General features: G+C 62.3%; 17 protein-coding genes. All 17 read left to right on the top strand.

The features are described 5' to 3' along the window. Positions 1-127 precede the first annotated feature (127 nt). The 17 genes from OU995_RS21295 to OU995_RS21215 all read left to right on the top strand — a co-directional run bounded on the left by OU995_RS21295 (position 128) and on the right by OU995_RS21215 (position 15971). Entirely contained in the window at positions 128-418 is a 291-nt protein-coding gene (locus OU995_RS21295; RefSeq protein ID WP_267832134.1) for a hypothetical protein, read from the top strand. Beyond that, a complete protein-coding gene (locus OU995_RS21290) occupies positions 415-2295 on the top strand; it encodes a hypothetical protein (protein ID WP_267832133.1) in 1881 nt (626 codons plus the stop codon). The genes OU995_RS21295 and OU995_RS21290 overlap by 4 nt, the downstream gene beginning before the upstream one ends. A 339-nt stretch (positions 2296-2634) precedes the next feature. Beyond that, positions 2635-2772, top strand: a complete 138-nt coding sequence (locus OU995_RS21285) for a hypothetical protein (RefSeq protein WP_267832132.1) — start codon at positions 2635-2637, stop codon at positions 2770-2772. 33 nt (positions 2773-2805) lie between these two features. Next, positions 2806-3807, top strand: a complete 1002-nt coding sequence (locus tag OU995_RS21280; RefSeq protein ID WP_267832131.1) for a hypothetical protein — start codon at positions 2806-2808, stop codon at positions 3805-3807. Positions 3808-4060: 253 nt separating this feature from the next. Continuing rightward, positions 4061-5197, top strand: a complete 1137-nt coding sequence (locus OU995_RS21275; RefSeq protein WP_267832129.1) for a N4-gp56 family major capsid protein — start codon at positions 4061-4063, stop codon at positions 5195-5197. A 57-nt stretch (positions 5198-5254) separates the two neighbouring features. Beyond that, the gene (locus tag OU995_RS21270) at positions 5255-5713 is read left to right on the top strand and encodes a hypothetical protein (RefSeq protein ID WP_267832128.1); all 459 of its coding nucleotides are present in this window, start codon (positions 5255-5257) and stop codon (positions 5711-5713) included. Further along, on the top strand, positions 5713-5910 hold the full coding sequence (locus OU995_RS21265) for a hypothetical protein (RefSeq protein ID WP_267832126.1): 198 nt from the start codon (positions 5713-5715) through the stop codon (positions 5908-5910). The genes OU995_RS21270 and OU995_RS21265 overlap by 1 nt, the downstream gene beginning before the upstream one ends. After that, positions 5907-6407, top strand: coding sequence for a hypothetical protein (locus OU995_RS21260; RefSeq protein WP_267832125.1), 501 nt, complete (start codon positions 5907-5909; stop codon positions 6405-6407). Before OU995_RS21265 ends, OU995_RS21260 begins: the two co-directional genes overlap by 4 nt. A 4-nt stretch (positions 6408-6411) precedes the next feature. Then, positions 6412-7203 (top strand): DUF6682 family protein, encoded by a 792-nt coding sequence (locus OU995_RS21255; protein WP_267832124.1) that lies wholly within the window; start codon positions 6412-6414, stop codon positions 7201-7203. Continuing rightward, positions 7200-7811, top strand: a complete 612-nt coding sequence (locus tag OU995_RS21250; RefSeq protein ID WP_267832123.1) for a hypothetical protein — start codon at positions 7200-7202, stop codon at positions 7809-7811. Before OU995_RS21255 ends, OU995_RS21250 begins: the two co-directional genes overlap by 4 nt. Positions 7812-7832: 21 nt before the next feature. Continuing rightward, positions 7833-9509, top strand: coding sequence for a hypothetical protein (locus OU995_RS21245; RefSeq protein WP_267832122.1), 1677 nt, complete (start codon positions 7833-7835; stop codon positions 9507-9509). 15 nt (positions 9510-9524) lie between these two features. Further along, positions 9525-9767 (top strand): hypothetical protein, encoded by a 243-nt coding sequence (locus OU995_RS21240; RefSeq protein WP_267832121.1) that lies wholly within the window; start codon positions 9525-9527, stop codon positions 9765-9767. A gap of 375 nt (positions 9768-10142) precedes the next feature. Then, positions 10143-11786: a hypothetical protein gene (locus tag OU995_RS21235; RefSeq protein ID WP_267832120.1), complete on the top strand. Its 1644-nt coding sequence runs from the start codon at positions 10143-10145 to the stop codon at positions 11784-11786. A 98-nt stretch (positions 11787-11884) separates the two neighbouring features. Further along, positions 11885-14287 (top strand): hypothetical protein, encoded by a 2403-nt coding sequence (locus tag OU995_RS21230; protein WP_267832118.1) that lies wholly within the window; start codon positions 11885-11887, stop codon positions 14285-14287. Continuing rightward, the gene (locus OU995_RS21225) at positions 14284-14568 is read left to right on the top strand and encodes a hypothetical protein (protein WP_267832117.1); all 285 of its coding nucleotides are present in this window, start codon (positions 14284-14286) and stop codon (positions 14566-14568) included. Before OU995_RS21230 ends, OU995_RS21225 begins: the two co-directional genes overlap by 4 nt. Further along, positions 14565-15305: a hypothetical protein gene (locus tag OU995_RS21220; RefSeq protein WP_267832116.1), complete on the top strand. Its 741-nt coding sequence runs from the start codon at positions 14565-14567 to the stop codon at positions 15303-15305. Before OU995_RS21225 ends, OU995_RS21220 begins: the two co-directional genes overlap by 4 nt. 9 nt (positions 15306-15314) lie before the next feature. Next, positions 15315-15971, top strand: a complete 657-nt coding sequence (locus tag OU995_RS21215) for a DUF4376 domain-containing protein (protein WP_267832115.1) — start codon at positions 15315-15317, stop codon at positions 15969-15971. The last annotated feature ends 188 nt before the right edge of the window (positions 15972-16159 follow it).

Genomic DNA, 16159 nt, shown 5'->3' with positions numbered 1-16159 from the left:
ACAGCCGGCGCAGGTCAGCCGAGCTGCAGGAGGTCTTGGACCGCAGGGGCCCGCAAGCCACGCCGACTGCTGCCCAGCGCGAGGCGGACCGATTGAAGACAACCCTCATCCTTAAGGGAGGCATGTGATGGCACGAGTTGCTGACACGAGCGTTGTGGCCTACAGGTCAATGTCCTGGGCGCACCTGGGGGACGCACAGCGGAGGGTCCTGGAGGCCATGGTCCCGGGCCAGGTGTATTCCCGCCGGGATCTGGAGAAGCTCACCGGAATGCGGACCGGCACGGTCTGCGGCCGCGTGAAGGAGTTGCTGGACGCCCAGCTGCTGGAGGTGCACGGCACAAAGGAGGATCCCGAGTCCGGCGTCACGGTGGAAGCGCTGCGGTTGAAAGTCGGTCAAACGGAGCTTTGCCTCTCGTGAGTGATCGTCCAGACCCCATGACTCCGGCCGGGTGTGACCTGACCGACTTCGCCTTTATGCCGTTGGAGGTGGCCCGACTGCGCGACTCCGGCTTGGCAGCGAACGAGACGCCTGAGGCCTGTTGGGCCGCTGTGCTGCTTTGGGCGGCAAGCTGGCACCAGATCCCTGCCGCCTCGATGCCGAAGGATGACCAGTGGATCGCCAAGGCCGCTGGCTATGGGCAGCGCGGCCGAATCGACCCAGCGTGGAAGCGCGTGCGTGATGGCGCCGTGCGCGGCTGGGTCGAGTGCAGCGATGGCCGGCTCTATCACCCAGTCGTTGCAGAGAAGGCACGCGAGGCTTGGCAGGCCAAGCTGAAGCAGCGCTGGATTACCGAGTGCGGCCGCATCAAGAAGCACAACGAGCGTCACGAGGGAGCCAACGTGCCACGTCCCACCTTTGAGGCCTGGGTGGCGGCTGGTTGCCCCCAAGGCCAAGCGCTGTTTGTCCCTGGCGACAACGTCGGGACGTCGCCAGGAAATCCAGAGGAAATTGACTCCAAGAGACAGGGAGAGGGACAGAGACAGGGACAGGGAGATATGTATTCCGAACCTAAAGGTTCGGGACCCGCTCTCGCGGCTCCTGCTGTTGATAACTCTGGATCCGAATCCGACCCAGAGGAGGCTCTGAAGCGGGCTGCTAAGCGCCGCCTCTGGGATGAGGCTCGGGATTGGCTGATCGCGAACGAGGTCACCTCGAAAGACGCCTTTGCCTTCGTGAACACGATCGCGCGGGACTACCCGGCCATCGTCGAAGAAGCGTTGCGAGAAGCGGTCAAAAACAAGGCCCCCGGGGATGCCAAGTCCTGGCTCTCGGGCATCGCTCAGCGCATGGCCGGGGAGCGCCTCAAGGCGCCGCCAGGCGATTTCAAGACGATGGTTGATGACGCGCGGGAGCTCGCCGAGAAGGGCGTGCCGCTCAATCCGAAGCAGTCGCGCTTCCACTTCTATCCCTGGTGGGGCGAAGCCGGCTACCGACTGTCGCAGCGTGACGCCAAGATGGTGCCTATCACCGTCAAGGAACACGAGTACTTCGACAAGCTTCAGGAGCTGATCGGTCAGACCCTTGACCTGGGCCAGCGCGCTTGGTGGGTCACGACGTTCACCAGTGAGTGCCTGGGTGACATCGAGTTGATGTGGAGGGAGTACCCCAGCACGCCCGACGAGGCGTTCCAGGTCAGCGCCGAGGGCACGTACTACGCCGAGCAACTGCGCATGGCGCGAGAGGGCGGCCGCATTGGTGCCTATCCGTATCTCGACGGCTTCCCGGTGAACACCTTCTGGGACATTGGTGCCAGCGATGGCGTCGCCATCTGGCTGCACCAGCACGTCCAGGGGCTGGATCGGTTCTTCGACTTCATCGAGGACTGGGACAAGCCGTACAGCCACTTCATCACGACCCTGCAGAAGCGGGGCACGGCCCTCGGCATTACCTGGGGCGTGCACCACCTTCCACATGACGCGGACCACAAGCGCCAGCAGGCAGAAAAGGTGACGTCGCCGAAGGAAGAGCTTGAAGGGCTTGCGGGCATCGGCGGCGAATGGATCGTCGTGCCCCGGGTGGAAGAGCTGATGCATGGCATCCGCCTGACGCGGAAGAAGTTCAGCGGCTATGCGTTCGACGAAGCCGGCTGTAAGGAAGGGCTCGCGCATCTAGGCAGCTATCGGAAGAAGTGGAACCGGAGCACCGCAACGTGGAGTGGCGAACCATTCAAAGATAAGCACACGGAAGCCGCCGATGCGCTGCGCCAGCACGCCCAGGGCTTCCGTTCAATCAATCCCGCCGTGGCGGAGTCCATGAAGAAGTTCAAGAACCGCGACCGCCGTCGCTGGAGCTGACATGCAACGATCACCCATCTTGAGCCCAGACGGGCGCCCAATGTTCTCTGCCGGTGGCCAGCATGCCTGGAAGGTCTACACCCATCGCGGCTTTGTCGTGAGCCTGGAGTGGGTGGGTGACCACCGCCGCGCCGCGCCGTGCATGGTGATCTGGCCGGAGACAAACGTCTTCGTGCGGGGAGAGGGTGCCGGGATGTGGGCCATCAGCCGACGGGCCATTCACGAATTTGTGGGGTTCGATGCGAACGGAAAGTGCACCGGGTCCGGGTCTGAGCACTGCTACAGGGAAGCACGGCAAGCCCCGCTCGCGAACGCGACGAGTGGGAGATCCGCGAAGACATGCGCAGCCTGGTGCGCGCCGAGGAAATTCGACGCGACCCGAAGCGTCTCGCAGCCGCCAAGAAGATGGCCAAGGAGGAGCTGACCAACCTCCAGAACGCCGTGCAGGACACCAAGACGGTCGCGGACAAGAAATAAGCCGCAGGCCCACAACCATTCGCAGGAGTGAACATGACGCTTTCCACATCCGAAACCATCGCCGCCCAGGTCCAGAAGGAACTGGCGTCTGGCCTTGATCCTTTCGGCGACAACGATCCGCTTGAAGTCGAGGGCGACGAGGCTGGCACGGTCGACGGCCAAGCCGAGGCCCAGGACGACCACGGCGAGGACGAAGCCGCTGCCGCAGCCTCTGGCGCTGAAGATCAGACGGCGACGACGGAGGCCACGTCCGCGACGGCGGCGGAAACGACCACCAGCACCACCGACGATGGCACCGGCAAAGGCTCCAGCGTCGCTGCCGAACAGGGCGCGCTCGACGAGTCCGCTCTGCGCGCTGTTGCGGGCGAAGACGATCAAGAGCCGGACCTGATCCAGGTCGAGAAGATCGACTTCAAAGCCAAGCGCGCCGAGCTCACAAAGGCTGAGCAGGAGATCGACCAGAAATGGACGGAAGGATCGCTCACCGATGCTGAGCGGAACCAGCAGATGGCCGACCTGCGCGACCGTCGCGACGCCTTGACAGCGGAGCAGTCCCGTAACGAGACCATCCAGGCGATGAATGCCAGCGCACTGGAGCGCCACCAGCTCGGGGTGCTGCGCGGAATCGCCACGGCTTCGAAGGCCGCCGGGCAGCTCGACTATAGCGATGCCAAGGTGGGGGCTGCGTTCGACGGAATGCTACGGGCGGTCGCCAGTGACCCGGCCAACGAAGGCAAGAACTTCCGTGAACTTGCCCAGCTTGCTCACGAGGGTCTCTGCGCCGTTCGCGGTGTCCGTGCGCAGGCTGCGGCGCCGGCGCCGGCGCCGGCAGCAGCCGCGAAGCCCGGAGCTCAAGCTGCTGCGGTGCGTACTCCGCCAAAGCCGCCCATCACGCTGCGGGATCTGCCGACCGCATCGACTCCGCACACCGGTGGCGACGCGTTCGATGCGTTGAGTGGGCTGAAGGGGCAGGACTACCAGGCTGCGTTCGACAAGCTCTCGCCTGCCCAGAAGCAGCGCCTCCTAGACGAATGAGCGCCGACACCACACCCGCGCGCGGAGCCTTCTTCGACGTCAAGGTGGGCCAAACGCTCACTTTGAGGCTCGGAGGGGTTGACTCGGAGGAAATCACTCTGACACTGCATCACAAATATGGGCAGGTAGCCCGTGTGCAGGTGCAGGCTCCTGAGTCCGTCAGGATCCAGCGTCCAGCGAAGCGTCCCGGCTAAACCGGAAACTCTCAGGCGCGCATGAGTGCGCCATGTGCCTTCCACCATAGGAGGTAAACATGGCACGTACTCAGATTCTGCCGACCGATCCGAACAAGCGCCGCGCCTGGTCGGCGACGGTCGCCCAGGACTCGATCAAGGAACAATACTTTGCCCGCATGATGGGTGAGGAAGGCACGCCGAGCGCAATCATCCGGAAGGTGGACACCGAGGCCGGCGGCAAGAACGTTGGCAACGGCGGCAATGGCGACGAGGTCACAACCGCCCTTGTCGCCAAGCTGCGCGGCGAGCCGGTGACCGAGGGCAAGAAGCTGGAAGGCGCAGAATTCCGCCTGCAGCACGCCTCGCACACCATGCGTATCAACGAGTTCCGCCACGGTGTGAACATCGGCGCTCGCATCGACCAAGCTCGCGTTGGCTTCAACCTGAAGAAGCAGGGGCGCGAGCGGCTGACCGACTACATCAAGGAGATGTATGACGAGGTCACGTCCATGGCGGTTTCCGGCGCACGCGGTACCGGTGACGAGATCCAGCACTTCGGGCTGAACTACGCTGGCTATCCGAACGCCCTCCGCGCGCCCGACGCGGCCCACCTGTTTGTGGGCACGAGTGGCTCCGCGACGAAGGCCAGCCTGGTCGCCACGGACAAGATGAACCTGTCCACCATCAACAAGCTCCGCACGAAGAGCCGGAAGATGTTGGGCGGCCAGCCTGACAAGGCGGTCAAGATGACGCCCATCGTCAAGAACGGAAAGAAGGCGTTCATCCTGGCTTGCCTGCCCGAGGTGATCCAGGACATCCGCGACGACGTGGGTGCGGCCGGCTGGTTCGAAGCCCAGAAGGCGCTGACCAACGCCATCGGCAAGGAATCCGAGATCTTCAAGGGCGGCGCGGGTTGGTTCAACGGCGTGCTCGTAGACGAAATCGAGACCGGTGTGAAGTTCAATGACTACGGTGCCGGCGCCAACATCGGCGCGGCCCGCAGTCTCTTCATGGGCGCCAGCGCGGGTGCGCTGGCCCACGGAACGAAGGGACAGGCTGACGGCCTGGAAGTCCAGCTGGACGAATCCGAGGCTGACCATGGCCACGAGAAGATCCTCTTCTTCGAGATGATCTTCGGCGCTGACAAGTGCCAGTACAACGGCATGGACTACGGCGTCATCTCGGTGGATACCGCGTTCACACCGGCTGTCTGACCGTAGGGGCCTGCCACAGCGCAGGCCTCTTTTCTTCTCTCTGAACAGGAGCAGAGCATGGCTCTCAAGCAATCCAAGCAGATCGCGGCAATGCGGCCTGTTATGAACCCGATTGACGCTGTCAGTCTGGTCCCGCTCGTCACCGAATACGTGGTGCCAGCAGCCGGCGTCGCCATCGGCGACGTGATCGAAATGGGCGCGCTGCCCAACAACTGCGTGGTGGTGGACGGCAACGTGCAGAACACCGCCGGCGCCGCGAACAGCACGCTGGCCTGGGGTCTGCTGACCGGCACCTACGGCTCGCTGGACGCGGCGCGCACTTGCGGCGCGGAGTTCTCTGCCGCCTTCGGCGTCTCGGCAGCCGCGATCACGCGCCTGGCAAAACCCTACACAGCCAACAGCAAGGTTGACGACACCACGGGCTGGGGCTTTGTGGTGGCCGGCGCGGCATTGCCGGCTGGCCAGGTGATCCGCGCCATCCTGCTGGTGGCTCCGGCCCCCGTCGGCATCGCCTGATGAGCGGCGATGCCGGTGTTGTCGAGGATGGTCCGCCGGTCAATCGCGACAACTACATGCACATGAGCGGGGAGCCCCTGCGGAAGTATGCCCACACGATGGGCATCTCTCGCAGCGAGGCCGACCGGTACGACGACGACAAGCTGAAGACCCAGATCAGGATCGCCATCAGCCATCGCTACGAGGATGACCAATGAAAGTCCAAGCCTACCGCCGCGGCCCCACCGAGAAGATCGCCGTTGACTTTGGCGGCCAGTCGATCAAGTTCGCCGCCAACGACCGAGGTGACGTCGTGGCGACCATTGACGACGACGAGCTTGCTGAAGCCCTGATTGCGGCCGCACCTTGCGGCTTTCGCGCGTATGGCGGGGACACGACGCCTGCCGTCGTGAAGCCCAGGCCGGCCATGAAGTTTGACGGCGACCTGGACGACGAACTGGACGAGGACGAGAACGACTCGAAAGACGGCTCTTCGACGTCCGGGCTTCCGCCCGGGCCCACGCAGGACCCGGCGACTGAGCCCGCGCGGTTTGTCATCACCTCCCCCGAGGGTGAGGTGTATGACCTGGGCCCGCTGGATGACGAGCAGGTGCGGAAGTTCGCCCAGGACCAAGGCCTGTCCAAGCCGCATCACACGAAGAAGGGTGACAACCTCAAGCAGTTCGTCATCGATGCGTTGAAGTCGGGCGGCTGATCGTATGTCGCGCATGCTGGTGCGGGAACTGCTGTGGAAGGCGTCCTCGATGCTGCAGGACGTGAAACCGCAGTTCAAAGTGCATCCGGAGCGCGACATGGTTTCCTGGGCCAACGATGCCCAGCTGGCCATCATCAAATACTTGCCTGCGGCATGCAGCCGGATGGATGCGGTGCGGCTGAAGCCGGGCACGAAACAGTCGATCGAGGAACTGCCGACTGCGGATGTGAAGAGGGAGGGAGGGGCTCCACCTCTCCAACCGGTGCGCGGCATGCAGTTGCTCGGGCTGGTGCGCAACATGGGTGCCGATGGCGTGACGCCGGGACGGGCAATCCCACCGGCAGTGGATCGGAAGTTGCTGGACCGGCAAAGCCCGAACTGGCACAGCTCCGTCGGCACCTTCGTGCGGCAGTTCACCTTCGACCCCATGACGCCGCGGCACTTCTTCGTTGAGCCGGGCGTGCCTGCCGGGAGGCTGTGGGTGGACCTGTCGTATATCGCGGAGCCGGACCAGATCCCGGCCGGCGGTGAGAAGGGAGCCGAGCTCTACAGGCTTGACGGTGCGAATGACACCGAGATCAGCCTCAGCAACGAGAACGCGGACGACCTGGTGAACTACATCTGCGCCCGGGCCTATCTGAAGCGAGCCGACGCAGCCGCCGAGGACGGCAGGGCTGGACAGTATGTGAGCCTGTTCACCGCCTCTATCAATGCCCGCGTGGCAGCACTGACAGGAACCAATCCGAACTTGAAGCGTTTGCCGTTTGCGCCACAGCCGGTGGGGTCCGCGTCATGATCCTGTTCGACGACCTGTTGCCTGACCTGCTGGTCGACGTGGATGGCTGCCCTGAGTTGACTGCCATCTCTCACCTACGCCGAGCTGCCCGCGCCTTCTGCGAGCAGACTCATGTGTGGACGGTGACCCTGGATCCTTTCCAGACCCAGACGGGCGTTGCGGGCTACGTCCTGGCTCTCCCAGACGGCGCCAGCGTCGTCCGGATCTCCCAGGCCGATGTCGGTGATGACAGGAAGGTCGACCTACTGGACGTCGAGGATGCAAGGAGCGCCCAAAGCACTGGCCGGCAGCGCCCATACGTATGGTTCCATGCCGGGCAATTCTTCATCGGCCCGGTGCCCACCCGCGCCGTCCCGGTGACGTTGCAGCTTTCGCTGAAGCCGTCCACCGCCGCCGAAGGGCTTCCTGACTGGATCGCTGAGGACCATGCCGAAACCTTGCGAGAAGGGGCGAAACAGACGCTATTCGCTATGGCGAAGAAGGATTGGACCGATCTGACGGCGGCCCAGGTGGCGGCCGAGAGATTCGGCGCAGCCTGCAACGCTGCTGCATTCAACAAGACCAAGGGCCAGGCAAAGATTCGGCGCCGCCGGCCCACGATGTACTGAGGTGCTTCGATGATTCGATTCGTGAATGACTGGCAGGGCTTCAAAGCAGGGATGACCCGCGATTTGGGGGCTGCACTTGAGGCAGTTGCTGTCGGCGCGGGCGCCGCCGTAACGGTTGCCGCCACGGCGAAAGATCGCATCCAGGCGTTGTTCGATCCCAACGATGGCAAGTGGTACTCGAAAGATGGCACCCAGCTAGGCGGTATGGGCGGGGGCTCCGTCGCTGTGCAGCAAGGTGATACACAGATTGTTGGTCAGGCGTCGGCGCTGAGCTTCACTGGCCCGCTTCAGGCCGTACAGAACGTTGGGGCGGCCGGACGTGCGGACGTCACTTTCACGCCGCAGTCCGTTGTTACGCCATTTGGTGTCACCGGCATCCCAAACTATGGCGGCTATCACCCGTTCAGTTCACCGCGCGCCTCGAACCTGCCGCTGGTGGGCTTCCCGAAGCGGAAGGTGTTGGCCATGTTCTTCTCGCCGACGAGCGTCAATACCGTCATCAACTCCGGAAACATCGGCGTCAATTCCGATTACACCGACCCATTCGTGGGCGAAACCTGGAATAGCGCGAACGCGAACTATGGCGGCTCGGCGACCAATGGACAGTCCATGCGGGTCAGCTGGATCGCGAACTCGGACATCGTGGTTGCGCGGGCGGTAGAGAACACCGTCGCTTATGACGTCACCGGAAACAATGTCTATGTGCAGCTCAAGATGCTGTCGGGCTCGCCTCCCGGCACCATGCAGATTCGCCTCTACACGACAGGGCAGATTGGCTCGGCAAGCGCCAACTATTGGCAGGCGGAGGTGGTCTACCCGTTCAATGCGACCCTGAAAGTTGGTGCCACCTACTGGCAGACTCTCGGCGTACCAGCATCAAACTTCACTGCGGTCGGTGCCCCTGGGCCTCTCACTGCGGTGGTGACAGCAGGCTTCCGGATCACGAGCTCTGACGTGGGAGCAATGTTGGTTGGCAACATCTTTGCTTGCCCGGCCCTCCTTAAGCGAGGGGCTGTGATTATCGGCTTCGATGACTGTCGGCAAGACACCTGGACGGCTGCAATGCGGGTGATGGGCAGCCGTGGATTCCCCGGAGTCGCATACCCGGGTGCCGTTGCGAGTGTGATCCGAGGCACTCCGGATCAGTATCAGATGACTGCCAAGCAACTCACGCGTCTGCAAAACGAGTTTGGATGGCAGATCGCAAGCCAGGCTTGGGACACCGAAGCTCCAACAGACTCCCTGCCCGAGTTCGCGGCAAAGATGTCGGCGATGAGGGCGCTTTACGAGGCCGAAGGCTGGCGGGGCGGGGCAGACGGGAGTTACTTCAGCAATGTCAGCATGGGCTCTGCGAGGGACAAGGTTTTTCGCGATGCGTTCCGTAGCATGCGGTCGTTCAACATCTATTCAGCCGGCACTATCCCGTATCTTCGGCCTGAGGTTGTGCCCACGCCCGACCCGTACAACCTGCAAGCCTTCGGCGTTGATACCTCGATTCACACCGCTGCCCACATGCAGGGTTTGGTCGATAAGGTGATCGCCGCCAAGGGGGTCATGAGGTTTGTGTTCCATGGCGTGGCCGAGAACACGCCCGCCTTTCTGGGGCTGGTGGATTATCTTGACGCACAGCGCGCGAACGTCGACGTTGTGACGGAAGCTCAGCTGGTTGATCAACAGCGGGGGCTGGCATTCTCTTGAACGAAGGCGCAATTTATGCAGTTGATTGACGACCGTGTTGAACGGGCATTGGCTGAACTGGCAGAACCGGGTCGCCGCGAACTCCTTCTCGCTCTCTCTGACGACGCGTTGGCTGCTACGGCACACGAGTATTTGACGGGAAGCGATCTCTATGTCTATTGCGCGAAAGATGCGCTTCGGGAGAAGGGGCTGCTATTGGGAGACGAGCTCACGGCCGAGGGCGTTTTGGCGGTGCGCCAGGCTCTCCGCTGGGACTAGGGGTGGAGGTCTGATCCAGAAGGTCGGCGGTGCCATGATCTTCTGCATCAGTTCTCCTGGTGGGGCGGGCGATGAGGACAGCCACCAATGTGAGCAGGAATGACGCTGCGAAGTTTCCGAGACCTCCTTCTGGGTCCTCCCAGAAGTGCATTGCTCCGTACCCGGCATTGAATAACGCAACCAGCGCAATGCCTACGCCCCACACGATCCGACCCCTCATTTCCTCGCCTGATAGCTTTTGAATTTGTGTCGGCAAATGTATCTGGAAGTTTCGGCGCGAGCATTCCGCATGTGGGGGAGTGCGCCCGGAGTTGTGCGGTGTTCGCAAGCGCTCGATCGGGTTGACTTCGCGTTAACCCGCCTCATGCTCCGGGGATGCGTTTCATCATCACTGGAATGGCCGGATCCATTCAGGCGGTCGATGCCCGGCTGCTCGGTGATTCGGTTGGTGAAAATTCTGTCAACCAGCGTCCGCGACTGGGCGAATTGACTCCCTGGCGCCAGGCGGCACAGGTCGCGGCGGTGCCGTTTGACCGCAGGACGATCTATCGAATGGGGCGGGACGTGCTTTCCGACACGGCCTATTGGATGTCCTGGACAACCGTGGTGCATGTGGTGAGAGGCTTCTACGCCTCGGATTCCACGGAACGAACCTACTTCACTGGATCAGGTGCTCCAAAGGTCACTGACAACGTGATCGGCCTCGCCGCACCACCGTATCCAACCGCAGCACGCGAACTCGGCGTTCCGGCACCTGACGGCAGTTCTTTGCTGACCGTCGCGGCTGTCGGCTCTGGGGATGAGCGCCTGGTGTTTTATGCAGACACGTTCATCACCGACAAGGGAGAGGAGTCCAAGCCTCGGATCATCGGATCGCTGACGGCTCGGCCCAGTTCAACGGTGAGTATTGCCAATCTCCCAGCCGTACCCGCCGGAAACTACGGAATCACGACCAGACGCATCTACCGAAGCGAAGTCGGCACAAGCGGGCAAAGCGACTTCTTCTTCTTGAAGGACATTCCATCGACGGACCCGGGCACACTCGATGAAGGGTTGGCGGTCGGTGCTGGCACCCTGGCTACCACCGGGTGGGAGATGCCGCCGGCAGACCTGAAGTGCTTGATCGGTCTTTGGTCCGGCATGCTGGCCGGGATCTCCGGGCGATCAGTTCGCTTCTGTGAGTCCTACAAGGGGTATGCCTGGCCGGTGGCGTATGAGTTCATCCCGGCGGATGTCACACCGGTTGGACTAGCGGTATGGTCTGGGAATCTTCTTGTGCTGACGACCGGTCGCCCGTACATCCTGAGCGGGTCACTTCCGGGGTCGATGAGCGATCAGAGCATTCCTTTCGAAAAGGGGTGCGTCTCCGAACGATCGATTTGCAATGTCGAGCACGGTGTTGTGTGGGCATCCCCAGACGGCTTGGCATATTACGGAGACCTTGGAGCGCGCCTGCTGACCGATGGCATCTTGACTCGCGATCAGTGGCTGGCGCTCAACCCGGAGACCCTCGTGGGCGTTCTCTATGAGGGCCTATATCTGGGCTCCTATGAAGTTCAGCCAGGTGGCGCCAGGCGGTGTTTTGCCATCAACACGCGAGAGCCGGCCGGCATCTACTACGCCGAGCAGGGCTTCACCTGCGCATTCCTGGACAAGCTTCGAGATTCTGTGTTCATTCTTGATGGTGGATCCATCAAAAAATGGGACGCGGGCCAGGCCTTCACCACGGCGACGTTCCGCAGCAAAGTGTTCCGTTCGGCGCAGGAGGTGACCATCAGTGCCGGCGAGTTGATCGCGAGGCGCTTCCCAGCGACGGTCAGGGCATACTGCAGCGCCGTTGACGAGGCTACAGGAGAGGTAATCTTCGAGCTGCGAGACGAGCGAGTTGTCACAGACGGCGAGGCATTCACCCTGGATGGCGGCAGCCCAGGGAAAGAGTGGCAGTTCGAGATTGCCACGGCCGGGACGGTGATTGGCGCCAACTTTGCGCCTTCGTTGCGAGACCTTCGGGCCGACTAATGGCAAGGGACCTGCCAGACGTTCCGGGCGTCCCCAAGCAGGGCGTAGATCGCGAGCTTCGCGTTGTCCTCGAATCCTTGCGTGAGCACGTACGGGAGATGCGGGGATATGCAGGCAACCCCGGCAATAAAGTGCTCACCGTGGCGTCTCCGGGAGACGGGGACGGCTCCACAACGGTAGTTATGCCAGGCGGCGGATCGAGTAGCAGCGATCCACCGGACTACACCCGCCCCCCTTCTCCGGCAGCGTTTGCGGCATCGGCCGGCCTCGACTTCCTGTTCTTCGAGACGGAATCCCCTGTGTTCTCCGTCGGGCATGGTTACGCTCGGACGAAGATTTACGGCGTCAAGTGGCCGACCGACCAGCTGGACGCGCCAACACGCGGGAACGCTGTTCTCATCCATGAGTTCGTCGGCAAGGTGGGATCTGCGCCGGTTGATCCCGGGACGCGCTGGTGCGTCTGGGCAACCTGGACGAGCGCGGACGGCGTGGAATCTGACCCTGCCGGAGGGACCAACGGCCAGGTGGCCACCACAGGGCAAGACGTGACCCGGCTGTTGTCGGTGTTGCAGGGGAAGCTCCGAAACGAGCAGCTAGATCCAGCATCGAACTTCCGCTTCAAGGCGAATCTTTTCACCATTGAGAGCATCGGCGGCGCGCCTGCCGCTAGTCCTTTCACGGTGCTCACGACCCCAACGATGAGTGCCGCTGGCGAGCTGCTGCCCGCAGGTGTATACATGGAGGGTGCGTACATCAAGGGGTTGGAAGCCGCCCTGGGACGGTTCCGGCAGGCCTTCATCACCAACGCCATGATTGTCTCGGTGTCGGCGTCACGGATCACCTCCGGTGTCATGGTGGTGGGAAGCTACATCCAGTCAAGCGACTATGTGCCCGGCGTGCAGGGATGGCGTATTCACAGCGGCGGCATCATCGAGATCGACGCCGCGTGGGTCAGGGGCTTGATCAAGGCCAATCAGATTGACACCAGGGGCATGATCCTGCGGGATGAAGACGGCCGGGTCCTGCTTGGTGGAGGGAACCTGCTCTCGGCGGCTGACATCCAAGCATCTGCAGACTGGTTGAATTCGTCCATCGGCTCCGCCGTTAATCTGGTGCCCAACTCTGATTACAGCACTGTGCTTACTGTGGCGGCTGGGAACATCGGCAACGCTGGCGTCACCAATCCAGCCTATGCGTCTTCGATACCTCAGTGGAACGGAGGGAACTATGTACTGTCGGGGAGCACGAGAAATGGCTTCGTCAGCCAAGTTGGAGTAGGGCAGAGCGACGTCTCCTGTGACCTGTATGTCATGGGCGGCTGGGATACATCGCACAGTGCTGCTGCCACCCCTGGAAAAAAGTACATCGCATCGTGCTACCTGACGTCACACCGCTGCCAGGTCGGGATTGGTCTCCAGTTCTTTGACACCGCTGGCGCATACATTCCAGGCTCGGGAGCGCTGCTTGGGTATCAGACGCCTGCAACCCTCGGCGGCCCTGCCAACTCGCTCGGCGCATATCAGCGAATGTATGTGGCCGCAGACGCTCCCGGCAACGCGGCCTACGTGCGCATGTACCTTCGGAAGTACAACACCTTCGCGGGACAGGCCGACTCATACCTCTTTTTCGCGGCACCGATGTTGGAGCCTGTGGGCACAACCACCACGGCGCCCAGTGACTACAGCCCGGGCCCTATCACCGACAACAGACAGCTTGGAATCCGGCGCTTGGTGCTCCAGTCGGCCGGCTACGGGGTGAATTTTCCCGGGAACCTTGGCCTGGGCCTGCGAGACAGAGATACCGGGCAGTTCCTTGGATACGCTCCAGCAAATCCAGGGATTCGCAGCTACACGTTGGTTGAGTTGGACCGTGTCACCGGACAGACCGTCTTCTCACGTAGCTATGACGTCTACGGGAACGGGGCCGCTGACGGCGGCGCCCCCGGCCTTGGCGCCGCACAAGCCGCATCCGACTTGAACTACATCTGCGATAACCGTCCAGGAAACTGGTGCTTCATCAGCACCTCGGACGAGCCTCAGTCCAACCGTGGGAGCGCAGGGCTGGCTGATGCGTTGTATCGGTGCGGTGCGAGTGAGGCCAAGTTCGGCTCGCCGAACTTTCCCAACAGAGGCGCTTACCTGTTGGTTGGACAAGCGGGGTGCGGCAAGGGGAAGGCCCTGGTTGAAATGCTTTCATCTACCGGGGGAGACGCCACCGCGTGGGTATCCGTTGACCTGACATGGAACAACGGGGCTCTTTCAGCCGGCAGCACTTCGGCACCCGCAAGCATTTCTGATTACCCGCTCGACCAGCAGAAGTGGGACGTCCTGATGAACGGTCGGACGCTGATTCGGGCCGCGCACATCCAGTCGCTTTCGGCGGGGCTGATCTCGACAGGTATCAACGGTGGTGCTGCAGACGGAATACAGGTCGCGGGCAACAAGCTGTCGGTCTACACGGATCTCGGTGCGGCGATCATCGATCTTGGGAAACTCTCATGAGCACCTACGGGCTGCTGGTGAGGAATCCGGCGAACCTTCAGACCTGGTTCGACTCAAGGGCTGCTGTGGCAGGCGTTCCACTCGACTTCATCAACTTGCCAGCAAACGCGCCCGGCTTCACTCGCTCCTATCCGAGCTTCTCAGGTCGTACGGTTCGCTTGGTGAGCATCGACATGAATGGGGCAGTGGGCGGGGCGTCCATTGACTATTCAACCGGCATGCCGCGATTGACGGTTCAGTCAATCAGCTTTCCGCAGCGGTTCCTGCTGGTGGCGTCATGAGCACCTACGGTTTCAGAGTGAAGAACGACGCAGGCGGTTGGGTGGTGGCCAGCGACGGTTTCGGCCTCAACTACCTGGGCAAGGCCTCCCTGGTTGGTTATGAAATGGCAACTGATCCCAACGGCCTCTATGGCGGTGCAACTCGGCCGCAGTGGATGAGGTACCGCATCACGACCCCGTCCCCAGTGGTCATGCCATTCCTGCCGTTGTCCACCTTCTGTTGTGGAATCGCAAGCGTCACCCAGGCGGGTTCCCAATGGGACTTCGTGATTTACAACCAGGACGCGTCAAACAACCCAGTGGCTTTGGATGTCCACTGCTTCGGCAGGCCTACTACCCACTCCCCCTGGGGCATGCGAATCCGCCAGGCTGACGGCGTCACTCTCGCCTACGAGTTCGGCATGAATAGGCCCTTGATGTTCGCGGGGGTTGTAGATCTCGCCGCTGGGGTCAGTTCTGTTGCGATCCCGAGCGGCATCGTGAAGCCCGCGATTCTTGGATTCGGCCTTGGTTTCGTGGACCCGGCGTGGTCACTTGTGAACGCATCGCGTGGTCAGTGGAGAGCGAACGCCTATGTGCAGGGCTGGTCCCTGAGTGGGACGGTGCTCCGGCGAGCCGAGCGTGCGGCCCGCACGGACGGCGACCTCTACGAATTTGGGCCTGGCGAAAACCCCGGAAGCGAAGACTTCCGAGGCCTCGCGGTAACTGCCTTCCTCATTGACGCGAACGGCTTGTGAAACGGAAACATGGACATGCCAATTTTGAAGATCCTCAAAGCGAAGACTGGCGCTTTGTGCAGCATCCATCAGGTGCTGCACATGGAGACAAACCTGAGCCAGCTTCCCACCTCCTTCCTGGTGCGCGTTGCCAGCTATGCAGGCGAAGAGGAAGCACTGGCAGAGCAGCCGGCTGCACATTGGCCACCTTTGGAGATTCCCTTCCACCTGTTGAACTTCAACGACGTGATCGGCTCCGTGGAGCAGATTCTGATCGCGGCAGCCGATTCGCCATTCATCGGTGGCAGCAGAATCGCGCCCGTGACCGATCTCGCAAAGGCGAAAGCTCGCCGATGGGGTGAGATCAAGCAGCTCCGGGAAGCCATTGAATTCGGACCGCTGCTGTGGGACGGATCGACGTTCCAGGCGGACGTGGCATCGCAGGACCGGATCAAGGATGCCGCGCGGCGGGCGGAGCGCGCCATCGCGGCCGGCGTGTCCCTGTCCGAGACGTGGACCCTTGCTGACAATTCATTCCGCCTGATGAGCGCCGCGGACCTCATCGCGCTGGATGCGGCCAGAAGCCTTCAGGTTTCCGGTGCGCACGAGATTGCGCGTCAGTTGCGTGAGCAGATCGACGCATCGCCTACGCCGGAGGCGGTGCGAGCCGTCGATTGGCCGCAGTGAGGCTAGATTGGTCGGGTTGACTTCGACAGGTTCGGGGGTGCAATCGGCGGGTGCCCACCCCTAGCCGCCTCCCCAGTCATGACGCCCACGCAGCACTGCGTGTATTGCTCCGTTCCGCGTTGGGCGGGGAGCTCACACCTGAACTAGCTGACCGGATTGAGCGAGCCGCATGGGGTTCGCCCGATCTG

It is taken from the genome of Roseateles sp. SL47 (assembly GCF_026625885.1).
Taxonomy (GTDB): Bacteria; Pseudomonadota; Gammaproteobacteria; order Burkholderiales; family Burkholderiaceae_C; genus Roseateles.
The sequence above is the reverse complement of the archived record's forward strand: the minus strand, read 5'-3'. Positions and strand labels throughout refer to the sequence as shown.

Bases quoted from the DNA above. Each gene is read 5' to 3' on its own strand.
- OU995_RS21270 (WP_267832128.1), top strand. From the start codon at position 5,255: ATGGCTCTCAAGCAATCCAAGCAGATCGCGGCAATGCGGCCTGTTATG.
- OU995_RS21295 (WP_267832134.1), top strand. From the start codon at position 128: ATGGCACGAGTTGCTGACACGAGCGTTGTGGCCTACAGGTCAATGTCC.
- OU995_RS21285 (WP_267832132.1), top strand. From the start codon at position 2,635: ATGCGCAGCCTGGTGCGCGCCGAGGAAATTCGACGCGACCCGAAGCGT.
- OU995_RS21280 (WP_267832131.1), top strand. From the start codon at position 2,806: ATGACGCTTTCCACATCCGAAACCATCGCCGCCCAGGTCCAGAAGGAA.
- OU995_RS21215 (WP_267832115.1), top strand. From the start codon at position 15,315: ATGGACATGCCAATTTTGAAGATCCTCAAAGCGAAGACTGGCGCTTTG.
- OU995_RS21225 (WP_267832117.1), top strand. From the start codon at position 14,284: ATGAGCACCTACGGGCTGCTGGTGAGGAATCCGGCGAACCTTCAGACC.
- OU995_RS21265 (WP_267832126.1), top strand. From the start codon at position 5,713: ATGAGCGGCGATGCCGGTGTTGTCGAGGATGGTCCGCCGGTCAATCGC.
- OU995_RS21260 (WP_267832125.1), top strand. From the start codon at position 5,907: ATGAAAGTCCAAGCCTACCGCCGCGGCCCCACCGAGAAGATCGCCGTT.
- OU995_RS21220 (WP_267832116.1), top strand. From the start codon at position 14,565: ATGAGCACCTACGGTTTCAGAGTGAAGAACGACGCAGGCGGTTGGGTG.
- OU995_RS21275 (WP_267832129.1), top strand. From the start codon at position 4,061: ATGGCACGTACTCAGATTCTGCCGACCGATCCGAACAAGCGCCGCGCC.
- OU995_RS21230 (WP_267832118.1), top strand. From the start codon at position 11,885: ATGCGGGGATATGCAGGCAACCCCGGCAATAAAGTGCTCACCGTGGCG.
- OU995_RS21240 (WP_267832121.1), top strand. From the start codon at position 9,525: ATGCAGTTGATTGACGACCGTGTTGAACGGGCATTGGCTGAACTGGCA.
- OU995_RS21255 (WP_267832124.1), top strand. From the start codon at position 6,412: ATGTCGCGCATGCTGGTGCGGGAACTGCTGTGGAAGGCGTCCTCGATG.
- OU995_RS21235 (WP_267832120.1), top strand. From the start codon at position 10,143: ATGCGTTTCATCATCACTGGAATGGCCGGATCCATTCAGGCGGTCGAT.
- OU995_RS21250 (WP_267832123.1), top strand. From the start codon at position 7,200: ATGATCCTGTTCGACGACCTGTTGCCTGACCTGCTGGTCGACGTGGAT.